Source organism: Pseudonocardia sp. ICBG601, from assembly GCF_020496245.1.
In genome coordinates, this window is sequence record NZ_JAHLJA010000032.1 from 80445 (window position 1) to 102290 (window position 21846).

Here is a 21846-nt window from a genome sequence, read left to right on the forward strand (position 1 = left end):
GGCCGGAGTGGATCGTGAGCAGCGGTACGACGGGGCAGACCGGGAACACCACGAGCACCGACGGGCCGGGCGGTGATCCCCGCCCCGGGAGCGGTGCCGCCGCGGACCTCGTCCGTCTCTACGCCCGGCACACGCCCGAGACCGACACGGCCGGCGGCACGGAGCTGCCCGGCCCGGCGACCGTCGTCGACACCCACCTCGGGCTCGGTGCGCACCGCGAACCCGGCCGCGCCGCCGTCCGGGTGACCGCCGCCGGGGGCGACGCCGTGACGGTCGACATCGTCACCGACGACATGCCCTACATCGTCGAGTCGGTGCTCGCCGGGATCGGCCGGGCCGGCGGCACCGCGCGGCGCGTCGTGCACCCGATCCTGGTCGTGCACCGCGCCGCCGACGGCACGCTGACCGGCGTCGACACCGACGCCGACCCGACCGACCCCACCGAGGGGGCCTCGGTCGAGTCGTGGATGCACGTCGACGTCGTGTCCTCCGGGGATCTCGACCCGGACGCACTGCACGCCGAGCTGGAGCGCACCCTCGCCGCGGTCCGGCAGGTGGTCGACGACACCGCCGCGATGACCCTGCGCGCCCGTGCACTCGCCGACGACCTCTCGGGTGCCGGTGCCGCCACGGCCGTCGAGGCCGACGAGGACGACGTGCACCCGGCCGAGGTCGCCGACCTGCTGCGTTGGCTCGTCGACGACCACTTCGTGTTCGTCGGCTACCGCCACTACTCGCGGCGCACCGACGGCGAGGGCGGCCCGGAAGGGCAGCTGCGGCCCGCCACCGACACCGGCCTGGGTGTGCTGCGCCCCGGTGACGCCGGCGCGAACGTCTTCCTCCCCGAGGAGACCGGCGCCGCCGACCCCGCGGGCCTGCTGCTGTTCACCCGCGCGAGCGAGCGCAGCCGGGTCCTGCGCGCGGTGCACCCGTACTACGTGGGCGTCCGCACCCGGGACGCCGACGGGACCGTCACCGGCGAGCACCGCTTCCTCGGGATGCTGACCGTGCCGGCCCGGCACGAGTCCGTGCTGGACATCCCCGTCGTCGCCCGGCGCATCCGCGGCGCGATCCGGCGCGCGGGCTTCCCGGCCGACTCCTACTCCGGGCAGCAGATGCTCGAGGTGTTCTCCCAGCTGCCCCGCGCTGAGCTGTTCACCTCGTCGCAGGAACGTCTGCACGACACCGCGGTCGGTGTGCTGGAGGCGGGCGCCCGCCGCGCGGTGCGCCTGTTCGTGCACCCCGACCCGTACCGGCGCTTCCTGTCCTGCCTGGTCTACCTGCCGCGCGACCGCTACACGACCGCGACCCGGCTCAAGATCACCGACATCCTGCGCACCCAGCTCGGCGGCACCGACGTCAGCTACACCGCCCAGGTCGGCGACGCCGAGCTGGCGCTGCTGCACCTGACGATCACCACCGACCCCGGCGCCGAAGCGCCCACGGTGGACCTGGCCGAGCTGCAGGACCACGTCGCCGAGGCGACCCGGACCTGGGACGACCTGCTCGTCGCCGCGCTCGGCGACGCCGGGCCCGCCGCCCGCCCGATGCTCGCCGGGGTCCCCGAGTCCTACAAGGCCACGGTGACCCCGCTGCGGGCCGTCGAGGACCTGCGCCGGCTGATGACGCTGGGGGAGAAGGGCGAGGACGCGTTCGACCTGCGTCTCTACCGCAGCGTCGAGGGCGACATCCGGTTCGCGCTCTACGTCGGCGACGACCCGGTCACCCTCACCGGCGTACTGCCGCTGCTGCAGCAGCTCGACGTCGAGGTCGTCGACGAACGGCCCTACGAGTTCCGCCGCCCCGACGGCCGTCGCTGCTGGCTCTACGACTTCGGGCTCCGGCCCCCGCAGCCCGCCGGTGCGCCCGCGGTACCGACGGTCACCGTCGAGGACGCCGGTCGGCGCTTCGAGGAGGCGTTCGCCGCCGCCTGGCGGGGTGACGCCGAGTCCGACCGGTTCTCCGCGCTCGTCCTGCGGGCCGGTCTGCACTGGCGCGAGGCCGCCGTCCTGCGGGCCTACAGCCGCTACACCCGCCAGCTCGGCGGGCTGTTCACCCTCCAGTACACGGCCGGGGTCCTGGTCGCGCACCCGCAGGTCGCCCAGGGGCTGATCACCCTGTTCCGGGCGCGGTTCGACCCGGCCACCGCCGACCCCGACGAGCGCCAGGCCGCCCACCAGCGGGCCCTGGAGAACGTCACCACCCTGATCGACGAGGTGTCCGGTCTCGACGCCGACCGCATCCTGCGGGGCCTGCTCGCCGTCATCGAGGCGACGCTGCGGACCAACTGGTTCCGGGGTCGCCCGTTCTTCTCCTTCAAGCTGGACCCGGCCGCCGTGCCGGACATGCCGCTGCCGCGTCCGCGGTTCGAGATCTTCGTGTACTCGCCCGCGGTGGAGGGCGTGCACCTGCGGTTCGGCCCGGTCGCCCGTGGCGGCCTGCGCTTCTCCGACCGCCAGCAGGACTACCGCACCGAGGTGCTGGGCCTGGTCAAGGCCCAGGCGGTGAAGAACGCCGTCATCGTCCCGGTCGGGGCGAAGGGCGGGTTCGTCGTGCGCCGGCCCGCACCGGCACCCGAGCACGTCCGGGACTGCTACCGGACCTTCATCTCCGGGCTGCTCGACGTCACCGACAACCTGCTCACCCGCGCCGACGGCTCCACCGAGACACTGCCGCCCACCGACGTCGTCCGCCACGACGGCGACGACTCCTACCTCGTCGTCGCCGCGGACAAGGGCACCGCCACGTTCTCCGACCTGGCTAACTCCGTCGCCGAGTCCTACGGCTTCTGGCTGGGCGACGCGTTCGCCTCCGGCGGCTCGGTCGGCTACGACCACAAGGCGATGGGCATCACCGCCCGCGGCGCGTGGGAGTCGGTCAAGCGGCACTTCCGTGAGCTGGGCGTCGACACCCAGCGGGAGGAGTTCACCGTCGTCGGCATCGGTGACATGTCCGGCGACGTGTTCGGCAACGGGATGCTGCTGTCCCCCCACATCCGGCTCGTCGCCGCGTTCGACCACCGGCACGTGTTCGTCGACCCGACGCCGGACGCCGCGACCTCCTACGCCGAGCGCCGCAGGCTCTTCGAGCTGCCCCGCAGCTCCTGGGCCGACTACGACACCTCCCTGATCAGCGCCGGCGGCGGGGTGTGGCCGCGGACCGCGAAGTCGGTGCCGGTCGGGCCGGCGATGCGCGCCGCGCTCGGGCTGGCCGACACGGTCACCGCGATGTCCCCGCCCGAGCTGATCCACGCGATCCTGCTCGCCCCCGCCGACCTGCTGTGGAACGGCGGGATCGGCACCTACGTCAAGGCGTCCGGCGAGACCGACGCCGAGGTGGGGGACAAGGCCAACGACGCCATCCGGGTGGACGGCCGCGCCCTGCGGGTGCGGGTCGTCGGCGAGGGCGGCAACCTCGGGCTCACCCAGCGCGGGCGGATCGAGTTCGCCCGCCACGGCGGTCCGGACGGTCTCGGCGGGCGGATCAACACCGACGCCATCGACAACTCCGCGGGCGTCGACTGCTCCGACCACGAGGTCAACATCAAGATCCTTCTGGACCGCCCGGTCGCCGACGGCACCCTGGACCGCGACGCCCGCAACGAGCTGCTCGCGTCGATGACCGACGAGGTGGCCGAGCTCGTGCTCGCCGACAACGTCGCGCAGAACGAGGTCCTCGGGGTCGCCAGGGCACACGCTCCCGGCATGGTCGCCGTGCACGCCCGGATGGTCACCGACCTCGCCGAGCGCACCGGGCTCGACCGCACCCTCGAGGTGCTGCCCGACGAGGCGGGGTTCGCCCGGCTCGCCGCCGCCGGCCTCGGCCTCACCGGTCCCGAGCTGTCGACGCTGCTGGCCCACACCAAGCTGGACCTGACCCACCGGCTGCTGCAGACCGACCTGCCCGACCTGCCCGCGTTCGCGCCCACGCTGCCCGCCTACTTCCCGCACCCGCTGCGGGAACGCTTCGGCCACGCCGTGCGCAACCACCCGCTGCGCCGGGAGATCATCGGCACCTCGCTGGTCAACGAGATGGTCGACGGGGCAGGGATCAGCTACGCGTTCCGCCTCGGCGAGGAGATCTCCGCCGGGCCGGACGACGTCGTGCGCGCCTGGACCGTCGCCACCCGGGTGTTCGAGCTGCCCGCGCTGTGGGACGCGGTCCGCCGGGCCGACGTCCCGGTCGCGGTCGCCGACGGTGTCGTCCTGCAGTCCCGACGGCTGCTGGACCGGGTGTCGCGCTGGTTCCTGACCAACCGACCGCAGCCGCTGGCCGTCGGCGCCGAGATCAACCGGTTCGCCGGGCCGATCGCCGAGCTGCGGGCCCAGCTGCCCGAGCTGCTGCAGGGCCGCGAGCTCGACGCCGTGCAGGCCCGCGCCGCGGAGCTGCGTGACTGCGGTGTCCCCGCGGAGATGGTGGACCCGGCGGCGCTGTCGCTCTACGCCTACGGGCTGCTCGACGTCGTCGAGCTCGTCGAGCTGTCCGACCGGGAGGCCGAGCCGCGGCCCGGCGCCGAGGTCGCCCGGCTCTACTACGCGCTGTCCGAGCACCTCGGGGTCGACCAGGCGCTGACCGCGGTGTCCCGGCTCGACCGCGGCGACCGCTGGCACGCGCTGGCCCGGCTCGCGCTGCGCGACGACCTCTACGGCTCCCTGCGCTCGATCACCCTCGACGCGCTGCGCGAGACCCCGCCCGGCACCGACGTCGACGAGGCCATCGCCGCGTGGGAGCAGGCCAACGCCTCGAAGCTGTCGCGGGCGCGCAGCGCTCTGGAGGAGATCGGGGCGTCGGCGTCGCTGGACCTCGCGACGCTGTCGGTGATCTCGCGTCAGCTGCGCGGGCTGGCCCGGTAGGGGGCGCTCGTGACCGCATTCGTCGCCGAGGTCCCGCTGCGCTGGACCGACCAGGACGCCTACCGGCACGTCAACCACGCCCGGATCGTCACGCTCATCGAGGAGGCCCGCGGCGCGCTGGCGTTCACCGCCGCCGGGCGGGAGGGGCTCGCCGGGTTCTCCTCCGGGCTGCTCGTCGCCGGGCTGCACGTGGACTACAAGCGGCAGCTGCCGTGGCGGCCCGAGCCGCTGCGCTGCGCGATCACCGTGCGGGAGCTGCGGGCGGCGTCGTTCGTCCTCGACTACGCCCTGCACGACGGGCCCGGCGCGGACGACCCGGTCGCGGTCACCGCGTGGACCCGGATGGCCCTCTACGACCTCGGGGCGAACCGGGTCCGCCGGCTCACCGCCGAGGAGCGGGACTTCCTGAAGCGTCACCTGGGAGACGTGTCGTGACCCTGCGGCTGGCGGACGCGACCGAGCGCGACGATCTCGGCGCGTTCACCGCCCGCGTCGTCCGGCTCGACCAGACCGCCGCCGTCCGGCTCACCGCCGGTGTCGGCCGGGTCACCGCGTGGGCCCGCACGCCGTTCGACGTCCTCGTGACCCGCTCCGTGGCCGGCGAGCTCGACCCGGCGGTGCCGGTCACCGCACAGGCGTCGACGCTGCTGACGGCGCTGGCCGTCGACCGCTCCACCGCGGTCGACCCCGGCCCGCCCGCGCCGTGGCTCGACGAGCTCCCGCCCGACGACGGCTGGTCCCGGGTCGACGACGTCCCCGCCGCGGAACTCGACGAGCTCGCCGACCGGGGGCTGGCACTGGCCCGGGAGCACGCGGGCCCGATGGGCCCGCCGGCGTCGCTGCTGGACCAGACGGTGCTGACGGTGTCCCCACCGGACCAGGGCCGCCCGGTCACGGTGCCGATGCGGGTGCTGTTCGCGATGTCCGGGATGGGGTTCCTCGGCTCGGCACCGCAGGAGACCGACGGCCCCCAGGTACGGGTCTCCGCCTCCGGGTCGTGGATTCGGCTCGACGCCCGGTACGGGGCGGTGGTGAAGCGACGGGTGGTGTCGCTGCCGCTGTCGGTGGCGCCCTGAGCCGTTCCCGCCGCGGGGACCGGCTCAGGTCAGGTTCAGGACGCTGACCGCGCCGTCACCGGTGACCCAGCCGGTCCGGCCGTCGGGGGCGACGGTGACCCCGGTCGGGTTCGGGGCGACGTCGGTGGTACCGGTGACCTGCCAGGTCCCGGTGTCGACGGTGACGAGACCCTGCCGGGTCGCGACGTAGAGGTGCCGGCCGTCGGGGGCGAAGGCTATGCCGGTCGCGCCGCCGTCGACCTGCACGGTCGCGATCTCGCGCCCGTCGGCGGGGTCCAGGACCATCACGGTCCCGGACTCCGGCCCGCCGACCGCGACCATGGTCCGCGGGACCGATGCGGGGCTGACGGCCAGGGACTCCGCACCACCGCGCACCGGGAAGCTGCCGAGGACGGTGAGACTGTCCGGGTCGAGCACGGTGAGCTGGTCGGCGCCGCGGGTGGCGAGGTAGACGCGGTCGCCCGCGGCGTTCGTGGCACCGGCGTACGGGTCGCGTGACACCGGCACCGTCCGGGTCACGGTGCCCGCGTTCGGGTCGAGCTCCTGCACGGTGCCGTCTGTGCGCGACGGCACGTAGAGGAACCGGCCGTCGAGGGAGACCGAGGCCGCACCGGGGTCCCCGCCGACGGCCGCCGTGCCGACGACGGTCCGCCCCGGCACGTCGACGACGGCGATCTGCCCGCCGCCCGGCCCACCGGTGCTGACGTAGGCACGGGTGCCGTCCGGGGACGTCACCAGCCCCTGGGGCGCTGCCGGGAGCCCGACCTCGCCGGTGACGGCGTCGGTCGCGGTGTCGACGACCGCGAGCCGGTTCGCGTCGCGGACCGCGACGAGCGCCGTCGCGCCGTCGGGGGCGGCCGCGACGGCGACCGGGGCGCCGGGGACCTGCACGGTCGCCCGCACCGTCGGCTGCGCCAGGCTGGTCCCGGCCGCGGCCACCTCCGGCCGCGGTCCTGTCCCCGGGCCGGCCGAGACGGCCGGCCGGGTCGCGTTCGCACCCGGGGTGGACGTGCTGGGCGAGAGCATCGCCCACAGGGTCAGCGCGCCGAGGAGCACGATCGCCAGCGCGATCGCGAGGCCGGCCGCGGACGGGCTGCGACGGCCGTTGCGCGGCTTCGCCGACATGATCGCCTCGTGGCGCGGGGTGACCGGCTTGTCCCCGGTCGCCGCGGCGTGGGCGGCGGCCTCCGCGGCTGCGGGCTGGACCGCGGTGCTCTCACCGGTGTCCTCGACCGTGCCGTCCCGGCCGGACGCGGCGCGGGCGGCGGCCACCGAGACGGCCCCGACCGAGGCCGCGGCGGCGGCGTTGCGACTGGTCGTCGCGGCGTCCGGCTGGTCCGGGGCCGACGGGCCGGCCGTGCCGTCCGCCGGTGCCGGAGCGTCCGGCTGCCCGGTGGCCGGGGTGAGGCCCCGCAGCGTCGGCGGCTCGTCGTCGGTGCCGACGGCCCGCAGGACACACGGTGGTCTCGGTGTCGGACGCAGTGTCGGGCGCGGAGCCGGACGCAGTGTCGGACGCGGGGTCCGGTCGCGCTGCGGTCCGACCGTCCGGTCCTGCTGGGCCGGGGCGGTCCGGGGTGGGCGCCCAGGAACGGGCACCGGGGTCGCGCGGGGCGGGGCGTGGGCCACCGCCCGCGGGGAACGTGCCGGTGCCGGGGCGCCGGGCCCGTGCGGCGGGGGACGGCGGTACCCGGGCCGCCAGGGTGACCGCCGGTACCCGGGCCGCCGGGCCGGTCGGTCGGATACGGCCCCGGCCCTGTCCACCCGGTCGGCCGACGGGGTACGTGCCCGTGCCCTGCCCCCCGGCGCGGTCGGTCGGGGACATGCCGGCGCCCTGTCGCTCCGGCATGCGGGCGGGTACGCGCCGGTGCCCGGCCCGCCGGGCCGACCGTCGGTGTACCCGTGCGGTCCCTGCCCGCCGGGCCGACCGTCCGGGTAACCGTTCGTGCCGTGCCCGCCGGGCCGACCGTCCGGGTACCCGTTGGTGCCCTCTCCGCCGGGCCGCTCGTCCGGACCCGCGCCGAGGCCGGGGAACGCCCCGGTCCGGGTCGGTCCGGAGAACGCGGCGGCTGCCGGGCCCGGGACGTCGCCCCGGGCAACGGAGTCGTCCCGGACGGAGTCGTCTCGGAGGGAATCGTCGCCGACGGAGTCGGCCCGGAGGGAGTCGGCGCGGTCGAGGTCGTCGGGGGCGCCGTCGGGGGAGGGCGCTCCGCGTCGGGGGTGGCGGCCGCGCCGTCGGTGCGGGAGTCCCGCGGGTCGTCGGCGCGGCTCGGGAGCCGGCCGAAACCGCTGCCCGGGTCGCCGCCGACGGTGGCGAACAGGTCGTTGCCCGACAGACCGGCCATCGCCGGACCGGACGGGACACCACCCATCGCCGGACGGGGCGCCTGACGCCGCTCCGGGCCCGCGGGGGCGGGGGGCCGGTGGCCGGGCATGGTCGGACGGCTCCCGGACGGTGGGGTCGAGGGCCGCGCGGGCGGCTGCTCGGCCCGGCCGTCGGTGGAGCCCGTGTTCGGGTAGTGCCCGATCAGCGCGCCGGGGGGCAGGATGTCGGTCTCCGGGCCGTCGGCGCTGCTGCGCGCCGGGCGTGGCGGCCACCGCTTCGCGGTGTGCTGTTCCCCGGTGTCCCGGCCCTCGTCGTCGGACCCGGTGGCGCCGGAGCCCGTGCTGTCCCCGGCCGAGGGCGACGGCGTCGGGTCCTGGTTCGGGGTGGGGCCCGCGGCGGGGCGGGTGTCGTCGCCGAGCGGCCGCGGGGGTGGGCGCGATCGGGGGGACGACGGTCGGTGCGGGCTCGGTGACCGGCACACCGTCCGGCCCGGGGCCGGCGTCGGTGCGACGGCCGCCCTCCGCCGGGGTGGCGACGGGGTCCGGCCGGTCCCCACCCGTCCCGGTGACGGGGCTCCCCGCCTCCGGTGCGGGACCCGGCGGGGCGTCCTCCGCCCGGGAGGAGTCCGACGGAGCGGGCCGGGGATCCGGCTGAGCAGCGTCCACCGGACCGGGCCGGGGCGGCGTCGGAGCGCCGTCCGTCGCGGGCGTCGTCAGCCCGTCCGGTGAGTCCGGCGCGAACGACGGCGGCGGCGCGAAGCGGTCCGCCGGGGTGTGCAGGGGGTCGAGACCGTCATCGCCGGGTTCGTCGGGCAGCGGCCCGACGCCCAACGGGTCGTCGCCGAGGTCGCCGAGATCGGCGTAGTCACCCGGATCCGACGGCGGTTCGGGGGCGGCGGGCCGCGGTCCCGGGGTCGGACGTGCCGAGGGCGCGGGACCGCCGTCGCGGGACACCAGTTCGGTGAAGCCCGTCGGGGTCGGCTCGCGCCGGGCGCCGTCGTCCTCGGACGTGGCCTCCCGCTCCGGTTCCTCCCCGGAGCCCGACCGCATGACCAGATCGACCAGGGAGCCGGGGACCACCGGCACGCGGCCGGTCCGGATCGCCTCGCCGAGCCCGTCGGGGTTCGGATCGGGGCCCGGCGGGCCGTCGGCACGCCGGGGGAGCGGTCGTCGGGGCCCGGGTGACCGGGCGCCGACGTCATGCGTTCTGCGGCGGTCGGGTGCACATAACGATTCGATTATCGCGAGCGTCGTCCCGGGCCCGGACCCCGGGTCGCCCCCCGCCCCGTCCGGGTCGTCCCGCCTGCGGCGTCTGTCCTGGTCCGGGGCTGGTCACGGCCCGTTCCGAGATCACCGAACGGGAGGACCCCGATCGAGGTGAGCGAGATCGGCGGGATGCGACCGACGGTGGTGCTGTCCGCGTCCTCCTCGGCCGGGCGGCGACCGGGGCCGAGGAGCAGGGAGCCGGTGACGGGCGCGTCCTCGTCGTCGGTGTCGTCGTCGGTGCCGTGGTCCGTGCTCGACCCGGAGAGGGAGTCGGCAGGGTCGATCGGCGACCGGGAGCCCAGCTCCGACACCGACGCGATCGGGTCCCCGTCCGAGGACGACGCCGCGGACGAAGCCGGGGAGGACGACGAGACCGACGACGGCCCCGGGAACGACGACGAGACCGACGACGTGAGCAGGGCCGGCGGGGAGAGCGGTGCCGGGCCGAACAGGGCGTCGTCGAGGGCGGCCGAGACCGGCTCACGGTCCAGCTCCTCGGCGAGGGTGCGCTGCACGCGGGTCAGCTCGTCACGGACGTCGTCGCGCAGCGCGGCGAGCCGCTCTACCTCGCGCACGACCGCCGACCGCCGCTCCCCGGCGCCCTGCTCGGCGTCCCGCAGCAGCGCGGCGGCCTCGGCGCGCGCGGCGGAGAGCGTCTGCTCGGCGTCGGAACGGGCGTCGGCGAGGATGCGCTCGGCCTCGGTGCGGACGTCGGACAACCGGTCGGACACGGTGCGCTCCCGCTCGGCGAGATCGCGCTCGCGGCGGTCGGCGTCGCGCTCGCGGTCGTCGAGGGTGCTGCTGCGGGAGGTGAACTCGCGGTCCAGGGTGGCGGCGCGGCCGAGCAGTGCCTCCTCGGTGCGGGAACGACGGTCCTCGGCCTCGCGGCGGGCGCGTTCCACGATCTCCGCGGCCTCGTCGGCCGCGCGCCCGCGCAGCTCGGCTGCCTCCTGCTCGGCGGCCTGCAGGACGCGTTCGACGCGCCGGCCGAACCCGGCCTCCTCGGCGCGGCGGTCCTCGCCGGCCCGGGCGGCGGAGTCGTTCTCCAGCTGCTCCTGCAGTCGCCGGATCTGCGCACGGGCCGCGGACAGCGACTGCTCGGCGGCGTCCGCGCGGCGGATCTCGTCGTGGATGCGGTGGTCGAGCTCGGCCAGCCGGCTGTCGACCTCGCCACGGTCGTAGCCGCGCAGCACGACGGTGAACCACGAGCCGTCCTCGCCGTCGTGGCGGTCGGGGTGGGCCCCGGCGTCACCGCCGGGGTGCGCGTGCCGCGACGACCCGTTGACCGGCTCGTGCCGATGCGGACCGGACGGTGCGGGAGAGACGCTCACGATGAACCCCCAAGACGGGTGACTACGAGCCGCCCGACGTGCCGCGGCGGCGATCCGTCCAACGAGCCCGGACGCGTTCGGTCACGTTCGGCGGTGGATCAGCCCGGAAAGCGTCCGAACATCACTCGAACGGCCGCCGGACTGGCGAGTGGATGATCACGCTGTGTGGTAATGCCCCTACCGAGGTCAGAACTCGGAGTTCTGCATGCTCGCCGCGGCGTACTGCAGGTAGTTCCACAGCTGGTCACGGTGCTCCGGGGAGAGGTTCTCCTCGTCGACGGCGATCCGCATGCAGCGCAGCCAGGCGTCGCGCTCGATCGGGCCGATCCTGAACGGCACGTGCCGCATCCGGAGCCGGGGGTGGCCGCGCTGGTCGGAGTAGGTGCGCGGGCCGCCCCAGTACTGCTCCAGGAACAGCCGCAGGCGCTCCTCGGCCGGGCCGAGGTCCTCCTCCGGGTACAGCGGCCGCAACACCTCGTCCCGGGCGACCTCCTCGTAGAACCGGTGGACGATCCGGTGGAAGACCGGCGCGCCGCCCACCTCGGCGTAGAAGTTCTGCGGTGCACTCACGCCGACCAGTCTCCCAGGATCCGTCAGTTCTGCTTCTGGGCCGGGCCGTCGAGGGCCGCGCCGGGGAACACCATCGGCCGGGGGATGCCGTGGTCGTCGAAGGCGTCGGTGATCGCGCCGTTGAGCGCGCGCTGCACCGCCCACTGCCGGCCCGGGCTGACCCGCACGGTGATCCGCAGCGTGACGCCCTCCGGGCCGATCTTGTCGACGCCGAGCACCTCGGGGGCCTCCAGCACGTCCCCGGCGATGTCGTCCTGGGCGGCGCGCTCGGTGGCGGTCCTCCCTGCCAGCTCGGTGGCCTCCTCGACGTCGGCGTGGTGCGCGATCGGCAGGTCGACCACCGCGACCGCGTAGCCCTGGCTCATGTTGCCCACGCGCAGGATCTCGCCGTTGCGGACGTACCAGACGGTGCCCTTGATGTCGCGGATCGTGGTGATCCGCAGGCCGACCGCCTCGACGGTGCCGACGGCCTCCCCGACGTCCACGACGTCGCCGACGCCGTACTGGTCCTCCAGCAGCATGAACATGCCGGACAGGAAGTCGCGCACCAGGTTCTGCGCACCGAAACCGATGGCGAGCCCGATCACCCCGGCGCCGGCCAGCAGCGGGCCCAGCGGGTAGCCGAGCTCGTTCATGACCATCATCACCGCGACGAGCAGCACCACCGCCGAGACGATCGACCGCAGCACCGAGCCGATCGTGCGTGCCCGCTGCGCCCGTCGCTGGGTGCCGGGGTCCGCCGGGGCGGCGGCCCCACGGCCGCCCGGCCGCAACCGGCGGGCCCGGCCGACCAGCGCGGTGAACCGGCCGTTGGTGGCGCCGTCGACCATCCGCCCGATCGCCCGGTGCGCCAGCCAGCGGAACAGCACCGCGACCACGACGATCACGGTGATCGCGACGGTCTTGCTGACCAGGGTGTCCGCGTGCTGGGCCAGGAAGTCGTTGCTGGTCCAGCGGTAGAGCGTGGCGCACCACGAGCCGGCGTCCTGGACGCAGTCGGGCATCAGCGACACGTCCTGCAGAGGAATGTCGGGCAGCACGACGGGGGTCACGAGTCCTCCTCGGGGGCGGTGAGGGCTGCGTCGGAGCCCCCGAGGCTACGTCACCCTCCGGTGTGACGGCGGTCGCGCACGTGGTCCGGAACCGGTCGGTGTCCTTGCAGGTCAGGGGCAGTTTCCGGAGGCCCTGCGACGGTTCGCAGCGGCACTACGCCGGCCCAGGCGAGACCGGCGGCGACGTCGGCGTCGTCGTCCGACGGCGGCCCGGAGCGGCTCTTCACGCTCGCCTCGGCCAGGTCGAGGGCGAACACCGCGGTGGCGGCCAGCTCCCGGCGGTCCGGGCGGCGGGCGTGGTCCCAGGCGCCCGGGGCGAGGTGCTCGACGATCACCCGCAGTGCGTGCAGACGCTCGTCGTCACCGGTGACGCGGCGGGCGTCGCCGTGGACGACGGCGCTGCGGTAGTTCATCGAGAAGTGCATCAGCGCGCGGGCGTGCACGATGCCGTCGAGGTGGGTCACGGTCACGCAGCAGGGCAGCGTGTCCCCGGTCAGGTAGCGGGCCCCGGACGAGCCGTGCAGGAACAGCGTGTCGCCGTCGCGGCCGTAGGCGGTCGGGAGGACGACGGGTGCGCCGTCGCGGACGAAGCCGAGGTGGGCGACGAGGCCGTCGTCGAGGACCGCGTGCAGGTCGGCCCGGTCGACGGCGGCCCGGTCGCGCTTGCGGCCCAGCGTGCTGCGGGTGGTGGGGGATAGCGTCACACCCCGAGCATGACCGGCGACAGTGGCATCCTGGAACGGCCACTTCCGTCCCCTTACGAAAGGCCACTGTGCCGGATCTCCCGATCGTCCTCGACCGCGCCGGGGCGACCCCGCTGGCGGTCCAGCTCGCCGACGCCCTGCGCGCCGCGGCCGCCGGCGGTGCACTGCGGCCCGGGGACCGGCTCCCGTCGACCCGCGGGCTCGCGACGACGCTGCGGGTGTCCCGGACGGTTACCGCAGCGGCCTACGACCAGCTGCTCGCCGAGGGCTGGGTCACCGGTCGGGTGGGCGCGGGGACGTTCGTGACCGCGGTCCCCGGGCCCGCCCCCACGGGCCCGGGAGCGACCACCGGGCCCCGGCCGCGGGCCGAGCCGTCGGTGCTGGACCCGGGGCGGCCGTGCGTCGCGGCGCTGGACCCCGCGATGTGGCGCCGTGCCTGGCGGGCCGCCGCCGACCCGCCCCCGGACGACCGCCCCCGCGCCGACGGGCTGGCCCCGTTCCACGAGGCCGTCGCCGGGCACCTGCTGCGCCACCGTGGGCTCACCCCGCCCGCGGACACCGTGCTGGCCACCGCCGGGACCTCAGCCGCCGTCGCGGAGCTGGCCCGGCTGCTGCCCCCGGGGGCGACCGTCGCCGTGGAGGAACCGGGGTACCCGCGGGCGGTCAGCGCGCTGCGCGCCGCCGGGCTGCGGGTCGTCGGCGTGCCGGTGGACGACGACGGCCTGGTCGTCGACGCGGTCCCGGCCGGATGCGCGGCGGTCTACACCACCCCCGCACACCAGTTCCCGACCGCGGTGCGGCTCTCCGCCGCCCGCCGGGTCGCCCTGGTTGAGCGGGCCCGCACCGAGGACCTCCTGGTCATCGAGGACGACTACGACGGCGAGCTGCGCTACGACGTCGCCCCGCTGCCCCTGCTGGCCGCGCTCGCACCCGGCCACGTCGTGCACCTGGGCACGGCGAGCAAGATCCTCAGCCCGACGCTCGGGGTCGGCTGGGTGGTCGCGCCACCCGCCGTCGTCGACGCCTGGCGGGACCTGCGCGCCCGGACCGGCACCCGGCCGTCGCCGGCGGGGCAGCTCGTCCTCACCGCGCTCGCCGCGCGCGGCGACCTGTCCCGGCACCTGCGACGGCTGCGCCGCGAGCTCCGCGAGCGCCGCACCCAGGTGCTGGCCACGGCCCGCGCGGCGGGCTGGGCGGTCCACGGGGACCCGGCCGGAGCGCACCTGGTGCTGCGTCCGCCCGAGGGCGAGCGGGCCGCGATCGCGGCGGCCGCCGGGCGCGGCGTCGCCGTGCGCGGGCTGGCCGACTACCACCAGGGCACGCCCCGCACGTCCGGGCTGGTCGTCGGGTACGCGGCCGGGACACGGGCCGAGCTGACCGCCGCGCTGGCGGCGCTGGTGGGGTGCGCCGCCGCCCGGCTGTGAGCCCCCGCCTACCCTCGGGCCCCATGAGTGCCGACCGGGTGAAGGTCGCCGTCGTCTTCGGCGGCCGCAGTTCCGAGCACGCGATCTCGTGCGTGTCCGCGGGCAGCGTGCTGACCCACCTCGACCCGGAGCGGTTCGAGGCCGTCCCGGTCGGGATCACCCCGGACGGCGCATGGGTGGCCGGCCCGTCCGACCCCGCCCGGCTGGCGATCTCCGGCCGGGAGCTCCCCGAGGTCGACGGCGCGGCCGAGTCCCTGGTGCTGCCCGGCGAGCCGGGCCGCGGCCTGGTCCGCCTCGACGCGCGCGAGGCGCTGACCTCGGTCGACGTCGTCTTCCCGATCCTGCACGGCGCGTTCGGCGAGGACGGCACCATCCAGGGGCTGCTGGAGATGGCCGGCCTGCCCTACGTCGGCGCCGGCGTGCTGGCCTCCGCGGTCGGCATGGACAAGGAGTTCGCGAAGAAGCTGCTGCGCGCCGAGGGCCTTCACGTCGCCGACGGTGTCGTGCTCCGCCCCGGCACCGACATCGGGTTCGCCGACCGCGACCGCCTCGGGCTGCCGCTGTTCGTGAAGCCGGCCCGCGCCGGGTCCTCGATGGGCGTCACCCGGGTCACCGACCCGGCCGCGCTCGACGCCGCCGTCGCCGAGGCCCGCCGGCACGACCCGAAGGTGCTCGTCGAGGCGGCCGTGCCCGGCCGCGAGATCGAGTGCGCGGTGCTGGAGTTCCCCGACGGCAGCGTCCGCGCCAGCCTGCCCGCCGAGCTGCGCTACACCGGCGAGTTCTACGACTTCGAGTCCAAGTACCTCGACACCTCCGACCTGCAGATCCCCGCCAAGCTCGACGACGAGATCACCGAGTCGCTGCGGTGGAAGGCGATCACCGCGTTCCGCGCGCTCGACGTGCAGGGGCTGGCCCGGGTCGACTTCTTCGTCACCGACGACGGCGACATCACCGTCAACGAGGTCAACACGATGCCCGGTTTCACTCCGAGCTCGGCGTTCCCGAAGATGTGGGCGGTCACCGGCCTCGACTACTCCGAGCTGCTCAGCACCATGATCGACACCGCGCTGGCCCGCGGGACGGGGCTGCGGTAGCTAGCGGACCCGCACCGGCTGCGGCGGGAGGGTGTCGACGACCGCGTCGGACACCGCCTGCAGCGGCCCCGGGCCGGTCTCGGTGGGTGCGGACAGCTCCAGGTACACCCCGCGGTCGACGACGGCGTAGGTCGTGGCGAGCGCACCCGGCGGCGTGCCCAGCGGCAGCCAGCTCACCCCGTTGACCACGATCAGCGGCGAGGTCGGCCCCAGCTCGGCGGGCCGCTCGGTGCCGCAGCGCAGCACGACCGGCTCGGGCTCGGCGACCCAGGCCCGTGCGCCGGGGACCTGCGGGTCGATCTCGCGCGGCGCGAGGTCGCCGGTGTCACCGGGGAGCGCGGTGGGCAGCGCCCGCAGCACCGCCTCGCACGACGGCGACGACGCCTGCGGTGCGGCCCGTGCCGGCAGTTCCAGGGGGCCGGTGTCCGGCCCCGTCGTCAGGCGGGCCCAGACCGCGAGCCCCGCCACGACGACGGCGAGCAGCAGGGGCAGCGCGAGTGCCACCACGACCGGTGGTGACACGCGTGCCCCTGCCACGTCTGTCCCCGTCTCAGCTCAGCTTGACCACGGGGCAGGTGAGCGTCCGGGTGATCCCGTTGACGTTCTGCACCCGGGCCACGACCAGCCGGCCGAGCTCGTCGACGTCGTCCGCCTCGGCGCGCACGATCACGTCGTACGGGCCGGTGACGTCCTCGGCCGAGACGACGCCCGGCAGACCCCCGATCTCGGAGGCGACCGAGGCGGCCTTGCCGACCTCGGTCTGGACGAGGATGTATGCCTGCACCACGGCGTGCCCCTTTCCGGTAACTGCCGACCTGCCGGATGGTTGACGGCAGGAATGTCGGACGCAGAACCTACCGGAGGCCGCCCCCGTGTCCCCATCCGCGATCACGCCCGAGGGCGGTTCCGAGACCGGTGTCTCACTCCGGGAGGTCGGTGAGTTCGCCCTGATCGACCGGGTCACCACGGACCGTGTCCAACCGGCTACGACGGAGCTCGGACCCGGTGACGACTCGGCCGTCGTCACCGCGGCCGACGGGCGGGTCGTCGCCTGCACCGACGTGCTCGTCGAGGGCGTGCACTTCCGGCTCGACTGGTCGAGCCCCGAGCAGGTCGGACGCAAGGCCGCGGCCGCGAACCTCGCCGACATCGCCGCGATGGGGGCGGTGCCCACGTCGCTGCTGGTGGGGCTGGCGTGCCCCTCGTCGACGCCCGCGGCGCAGCTCGAGCAGCTGGCCGACGGGCTGTGGGCCGAGGCCCGCTCGACCGGGGCCGGGCTCGTCGGGGGCGACCTGACCTCGGCGCCGGTGATCGTGGTCTCGGTGACGGCACTGGGGGACCTGCAGGGTCGCTCGCCGGTGCTGCGCTCCGGCGCGCGGCCGGGCGACCGGGTGGCGGTGTGCGGGCGGCTGGGCTGGTCCGCGGCCGGGCTGGCGGTACTCGAGCGTGGGTTCCGGTCCCCGGCGGTGCTGGTCGACGCGCACCGGGTCCCGGAACCGCCCTACTCCGCGGGTCCGCAGGCCGCCGACGCCGGCGCCACCTCCATGATCGACGTCTCGGACGGCCTGCTGGCCGACCTGGCGCACGTCGCGCGGGCCTCGGGGGTGACGCTGCGGCTGCGGTCGCGGGCGTTCACGGTGCCTGCGCGGCTGGCCGAGATCGCGTCGGCGTTGGGCCTTGACCCGCTGCGCTGGGTCCTGACCGGCGGTGAGGACCACGCGCTCGCGGCGACCTTCCCCGGCGACGCGCCGTTGCCCGAGGGCTGGACCGAGGTCGGGGCCGTCGAGGCAGCGGATGCCGAGGGCCCCGCGGTCACTGTCGACGGCCGCCCCTACGACGGCGACGCCGGCTGGGCCCACTTCACCCGCTACTGACCGCGGCCACCGACCGCGGCACGCGCACACGACGGCGGCCCGGCCCCTCGGTGAGGGACCGGGCCGCCGGAAGATCGGGGCTCAGGCGCCGCGGCGCCAGAACAGCAGCGCCCGGCGCAGCCGGTTGCGCAGGCTGGGGTGACCGGGGACCGACCGCTGCGGGGCCGGGAACTGCCGGAACTCCGCGGGCGGCGGGGTCAGGTGGGCCGCCGGGAGGGTCGGCGGGTCCATCGCGACCAGGGTCTGCGGGAAGTGGCGCGCATCGGGCGACGGGGTCTTCTCGGGGTGCACGGTCGTCTCCTCCACGGCCGTTCCATCGCTCGCGGTGGCTCGATCGTTACCGACCAACTGCTGCATCTCCGGCCTCCTCACGGTCTCGGGCGGGGTACATCGCCGGGTCCCGTGCCCGCCGGGGCCGGGGTCCCTCCGCGCGTGCCGCATTCGTGACGGGCCACCGCGGGGCCCGGGAAGGGGAGCGCGGGGCGGCGGTGCCTGCCCGCCCAGGGTACCGACGTGACGTGTGCCGGAGACGTGTGCGGTGGCTCACCGGGCGGGCCGTCGGGCACCCGGGTGCTCGCTACGGTGAATGCCGAGCAGGCGGGACGAGTGGACGGAGCGGGTGTGTCGGGGCTGGTGGCGGTGGTGGCGTGGGCCGCCCTGGCGGGATGGATCGCCGCCGGCGTGCTGCTCGTGGTGGCCCACCGGCGGCTGGAACGGCTGGAGCGGGAACACACCGCCCGCAAGTGGGACATCGTCGCGCTGCGTGCGGAGCTGCGGGCGCTGCACCGGCGACCGGACGACGGCTCCCGCCCTGCCAGCGGCTCCCGCACTGCCGGTGGCTCCCGCCCGGCCGGCGGCGACACCGGGTCCCCGGTCCCCGCCGGCGGGGCGCCCGGACGTACCCGGACGGCCGGCGCCACGGCATGGCGCCGGTCGCACCGGCGCCCGGAGGGTCGTACCCGGCGGGGCCCCTCCTGAACGGGGCGGCGTCAGGCGGTGACGTGCGAGGACGACAGGGTGGTCGCCACGTCGAGCGCCGACCGGCCCTCGGGGTTCAGGTCGAGCACCACGAGGTCGGTCGCACCCGCCTCGGCGAACCGGGCGAACTCCCGCGCCAGGTGCTCCTCCGATCCGGCCACCACCGTGTCCTCCGGCCCGCGGAGCCCGCTGCGGTCCAGCAGCGCCCGGTAGCTGGGCAGCGTCCCGACGGCGGAGAAGTCCTGCGCGACCGACTCCAGCATCCGGTCGGGGTCGGTGGTCACGCCCACCACCACGGAGACCACGATCCGAGCGGTGTCCGGGAGCGCGGGCCGCAGGTGGTCGTGCACGAACTCCGGACGGACCCAGGTCACGACGGTGCCGTCGGTCAGCTCCCCGGCGATCTCCAGCATCCGGGGGCCGAGGGCCGACAGCAGCACCCGCGGCGCCGGCACCGGCCGCGGCAACGTGAGCTGTGTGTCGACGTCGAGGAACCGGCCTCGGTGGGTCACCCGCTCCCCGTGCAGCAGCGGGATCAGCACCTCCAGGTACTCCCGCGTCCGGGCGGCGGGCGCGTCGAACGGCAGCCCGAGCTCACCGGTGAGGTAGGGGGCGTGGCCCGGGCCCACCCCGAGCGTCAGCCGGCCGTCGAGGGCCGCCTGCGTGGTCAGTGCCTGGGCGGCGAGCGCGATGGGGTGCCGGGGACCGGTCAGGGTGACCGCGGTGCCGAGCTCGGCGGGCCCGGTACCCGGCTCCGCCGCGGCGAGCAGGGTCAACGGGTCCCAGCTGCCGGGCATCTGGTTGGCCCAGACCGCGTCGAGGCCCCGGCGGCCCGCGTCGAGCACGGTCTCCCGGACGGCGGCAGGGCCGTCGGGGGTGAGGTTCAGGGTTCCGATCCGCATGGTCACCAGTGCAGCCGCGCCGAGCCCGGGGAACCAGACCGGAACAACCCGCGCAGCGATCGGCGTTCGTGATCGACAGAGGTCGGGGAGGGTGCGGGATGGAACTGCGCGGATTGCGCTACTTCGTGACGGTGGCCGAGGAGCTGCACTTCGGCCGGGCCGCCGAGCGGCTGCACATCGTGCAGCCCGCGGTGAGCCAACAGGTGGCCCGGCTCGAACGCGAGCTCGGGACCCGGCTGCTGGACCGGTCCTCGCGCCACGTCCGGCTCACCCCCGCCGGGCACCGGGTGCTGGCCGCGGCGCGGGAGGCACTGGCGGCGGCGGAGCGGGTGCGTGCGGTCGTGGACGCGCCGGCGACCCGGATCCGCGTCGGCACCGCGCCCGGGCTCACCGGTCGTCTGGAGCTGGCGCTGCGCCGGCTGCAGGAGTGCTCCCCGGATCTCGAGGTCCAGCTGTTCGACCTGGCGGTGCCCGAGCGGCTGTCGGCGGTGACCGACGGCCTCCTGGACCTCGCGGTGGCCCGGGGGGAGCCCTCGGGACCCGGCCTGGTGGTGCGCCCGGCGTGGAGCGAGCAGCTGCACGCGGTCGTGTCCGACCGGCACCCGCTGGGGCGCCGGTCCTCGGTGCGGCTGTCGGCGCTGGCCGCGGCCGGGCCGTTCCGGCCGCCGTGCCGGGACACCGACCCGCCCTGGCACGACGCCCTCGCCCGGACGGTCGCCCCGTCCGGGGCCCGGATGGGCCGGCCGGTCGGGGTGGGCGAGGCCGTCGTCGCGGAGATGGGGGCCGATCCCACCGGGTGGACGCTGCTGCCCGCCGGGCGGGCCGCGGCGTCCGGGGCGTCGCGGGTGCGTGAGATCCCGCTCGACCCACCGGTGACGGTCACCGGGTCGGTGGTCGCGCCGTCGTCGACGACCCCGGGCTGCCTCGCCGCGGTCGTCGACGCGTTCCGTGACGCCGACCTCACCGATCTGGCGTCGGCATGACGGGGCACCGGGTCCGGCGGCCCGTCAGCGCCGGGGGACGGCCGCCCCGCGGATGCTCGCGTCGAGCAGCTGCACCGGGTGCAGCAGCGGGACGTCGGCGACGTCCTCGCTCGGCAGGTACTTCCCGATCTGCAGCAGGCAGCCCGGGTTGGCGGTCACCACGACGTCGGGCCTCGCCTCCCGGATCTTCTCCGCCTTCCGCACGCCCAGGTCGGCGGCCGCGTCCGGCTTGACCATGTTGTAGATGCCCGCCGAGCCGCAGCACAGCGACGCCTCGGCGATGTCGACCAGCTCCAGCTCCGGGATGGTCCGCAGCACCTCGCGGGGCTGGCTGCGCACACCCTGGGCGTGCCCGAGGTGGCAGGCGTCGTGGTAGGCGACCCGGCCGGGGACCGGCGTGCGCGGGGCACGGGGGCCGCCGTCGTCGTCGCGGGAGTACAGGTCGGCGAGCACCTCGTGCACGTCGCGGCAGCGCGCCGAGAAGGCGGCGGCGCGGTCCTTCCACTCCGGGTCGTCGGCGAGCAGATGGCCGTAGTCCTTCATCGACGAGCCGCAGCCCGCGACGTTGGTGACGACCGCGTCGACGTCGAGGGTCTCGAACCGGGCGATGGTGCGCCGGGCCCGGTCCAGGGCGGACTCCTCGCGCCCGGCGTGCACCTCCAGCGCGCCGCAGCACTGCTGGTCGCGGGGGACGAGCACGTCGCAGCCCTCGGCGGAGAGCACCCGCACGGTGGCCTCGTTGACCCGGTGGAAGAACACGTCCTGCACACACCCGGTGAGCAGCGCCACCCGGGCCCGGCGGGTGCCGACGGCCGGGGTGTGCACCGGGAGCCGCGCGAACGCCTCGCGCACCGAGACCGGCGGCAGCAACGACTCCATCGCCGCGAGCTGGTCGGGCAGCTTCTCGGCGAGCCTGCGGATCGCGGGGACCTTGCGCAGCTGCTGGTAGAGCGCGCCGGGCAGGGCGGCGGCGCGCAGCCGTCGCTTGTAGGGGAACAGGGAGAAGATCGCGTCCCGGAACAGCCTGTCCGACGCGCTGCGGGGCACGTTGCGCTCGATCTGCGGGCGCACCGACTCCAGGAGCTTGTCGTACTGCACCCCGGACGGGCAGGCGGTCACGCACGCCATGCAGCCCAGACAGTTGTCGATGTGCTCGGTGAACGGGCCGTCGAGGGTGATGTCGCCCTTCTCGGCCAGGTCCATCAGCAGGATCCGGCCGCGCGGGGAGTCCATCTCCTCGCCCCACAGCACGTAGGTGGGGCAGGTCGGCAGGCAGAAACCGCAGTGCACGCAGTCGTCGAGCAGCTCGCGCTGGGGCGGGTGGCCCGGGTCGAACGCGCTCGGTCCCTGCTGCGGGATCTTGGTCTCGGCCGCTCCGGCGGGGGTGCCTACGGGCTCGTGGGTGCTCGTCATGCGT

18 protein-coding genes are annotated in these 21846 nt (G+C 75.8%); 8 read left to right on the plus strand and 10 right to left on the minus strand.

Annotation, left to right across the window (positions count from 1 at the left end):
* Positions 1-11 precede the first annotated feature (11 nt).
* The 3 genes from KPL57_RS11970 to KPL57_RS11980 are packed head-to-tail and all read left to right on the plus strand — an operon-like array spanning position 12 to position 5929.
* The gene (locus KPL57_RS11970) at positions 12-4853 is read left to right on the plus strand and encodes an NAD-glutamate dehydrogenase (protein ID WP_374203700.1); all 4842 of its coding nucleotides are present in this window, start codon (positions 12-14) and stop codon (positions 4851-4853) included.
* A gap of 9 nt (positions 4854-4862) precedes the next feature.
* Entirely contained in the window at positions 4863-5288 is a 426-nt protein-coding gene (locus KPL57_RS11975) for a thioesterase family protein (RefSeq protein ID WP_226351644.1), read from the plus strand.
* Complete coding sequence (locus KPL57_RS11980) at positions 5285-5929, plus strand: hypothetical protein (RefSeq protein ID WP_226351645.1); 645 nt, start codon at positions 5285-5287, stop codon at positions 5927-5929. Before KPL57_RS11975 ends, KPL57_RS11980 begins: the two co-directional genes overlap by 4 nt.
* Positions 5930-5953: 24 nt before the next feature.
* Here KPL57_RS11980 and KPL57_RS11985 read toward each other — a convergent pair whose 3' ends face one another.
* The 5 genes from KPL57_RS11985 to KPL57_RS12005 all read right to left on the minus strand — a co-directional run bounded on the left by KPL57_RS11985 (position 5954) and on the right by KPL57_RS12005 (position 13174).
* The gene (locus KPL57_RS11985) at positions 5954-7555 is read right to left on the minus strand and encodes a hypothetical protein (protein WP_226351646.1); all 1602 of its coding nucleotides are present in this window, start codon (positions 7553-7555) and stop codon (positions 5954-5956) included.
* Between the two features lie 1934 nt (positions 7556-9489).
* A complete protein-coding gene (locus KPL57_RS11990; RefSeq protein ID WP_226351647.1) occupies positions 9490-10848 on the minus strand; it encodes a hypothetical protein in 1359 nt (452 codons plus the stop codon).
* A 186-nt stretch (positions 10849-11034) separates the two neighbouring features.
* On the minus strand, positions 11035-11418 hold the full coding sequence (locus tag KPL57_RS11995) for a globin (RefSeq protein ID WP_020622424.1): 384 nt from the start codon (positions 11416-11418) through the stop codon (positions 11035-11037).
* Between the two features lie 23 nt (positions 11419-11441).
* Positions 11442-12422 (minus strand): mechanosensitive ion channel family protein, encoded by a 981-nt coding sequence (locus KPL57_RS12000; protein ID WP_255676766.1) that lies wholly within the window; start codon positions 12420-12422, stop codon positions 11442-11444.
* Positions 12423-12520: 98 nt separating this feature from the next.
* Positions 12521-13174: a pyridoxamine 5'-phosphate oxidase family protein gene (locus tag KPL57_RS12005; protein ID WP_020622422.1), complete on the minus strand. Its 654-nt coding sequence runs from the start codon at positions 13172-13174 to the stop codon at positions 12521-12523.
* Between the two features lie 68 nt (positions 13175-13242).
* Between KPL57_RS12005 and KPL57_RS12010 the strand changes: the two genes are divergently transcribed.
* A complete protein-coding gene (locus KPL57_RS12010; protein ID WP_226351649.1) occupies positions 13243-14598 on the plus strand; it encodes a PLP-dependent aminotransferase family protein in 1356 nt (451 codons plus the stop codon).
* 23 nt (positions 14599-14621) lie between these two features.
* Complete coding sequence (locus KPL57_RS12015) at positions 14622-15692, plus strand: D-alanine--D-alanine ligase family protein (protein WP_075307684.1); 1071 nt, start codon at positions 14622-14624, stop codon at positions 15690-15692.
* Here the strand turns inward: KPL57_RS12015 and KPL57_RS12020 are convergent, their stop codons facing one another.
* Together KPL57_RS12020 and KPL57_RS12025 are read right to left on the minus strand one after the other, a co-directional pair.
* Complete coding sequence (locus KPL57_RS12020) at positions 15693-16214, minus strand: DUF3515 domain-containing protein (RefSeq protein WP_226351650.1); 522 nt, start codon at positions 16212-16214, stop codon at positions 15693-15695.
* A 28-nt stretch (positions 16215-16242) separates the two neighbouring features.
* Positions 16243-16479, minus strand: coding sequence for an Lrp/AsnC family transcriptional regulator (locus tag KPL57_RS12025; protein ID WP_020627802.1), 237 nt, complete (start codon positions 16477-16479; stop codon positions 16243-16245).
* Positions 16480-16564: 85 nt separating this feature from the next.
* Between KPL57_RS12025 and KPL57_RS12030 the strand changes: the two genes are divergently transcribed.
* Positions 16565-17566, plus strand: coding sequence for a thiamine-phosphate kinase (locus KPL57_RS12030; RefSeq protein WP_226351651.1), 1002 nt, complete (start codon positions 16565-16567; stop codon positions 17564-17566).
* Positions 17567-17647: 81 nt separating this feature from the next.
* Here KPL57_RS12030 and KPL57_RS12035 read toward each other — a convergent pair whose 3' ends face one another.
* Complete coding sequence (locus KPL57_RS12035; protein ID WP_020622071.1) at positions 17648-17872, minus strand: hypothetical protein; 225 nt, start codon at positions 17870-17872, stop codon at positions 17648-17650.
* A gap of 315 nt (positions 17873-18187) precedes the next feature.
* Here KPL57_RS12035 and KPL57_RS12040 point away from each other — a divergent pair, with 315 nt between their 5' ends.
* Positions 18188-18544 (plus strand): hypothetical protein, encoded by a 357-nt coding sequence (locus KPL57_RS12040; protein ID WP_226351652.1) that lies wholly within the window; start codon positions 18188-18190, stop codon positions 18542-18544.
* An 11-nt stretch (positions 18545-18555) separates the two neighbouring features.
* Here KPL57_RS12040 and KPL57_RS12045 read toward each other — a convergent pair whose 3' ends face one another.
* Complete coding sequence (locus KPL57_RS12045; RefSeq protein ID WP_226351653.1) at positions 18556-19446, minus strand: TIGR03564 family F420-dependent LLM class oxidoreductase; 891 nt, start codon at positions 19444-19446, stop codon at positions 18556-18558.
* 98 nt (positions 19447-19544) lie between these two features.
* Between KPL57_RS12045 and KPL57_RS12055 the strand changes: the two genes are divergently transcribed.
* Positions 19545-20429 (plus strand): LysR family transcriptional regulator, encoded by an 885-nt coding sequence (locus KPL57_RS12055; RefSeq protein WP_264197998.1) that lies wholly within the window; start codon positions 19545-19547, stop codon positions 20427-20429.
* 24 nt (positions 20430-20453) lie between these two features.
* Here the strand turns inward: KPL57_RS12055 and KPL57_RS12060 are convergent, their stop codons facing one another.
* On the minus strand, positions 20454-21842 hold the full coding sequence (locus KPL57_RS12060; RefSeq protein WP_226351654.1) for a (Fe-S)-binding protein: 1389 nt from the start codon (positions 21840-21842) through the stop codon (positions 20454-20456).
* Between the last annotated feature and the right edge of the window lie 4 nt (positions 21843-21846).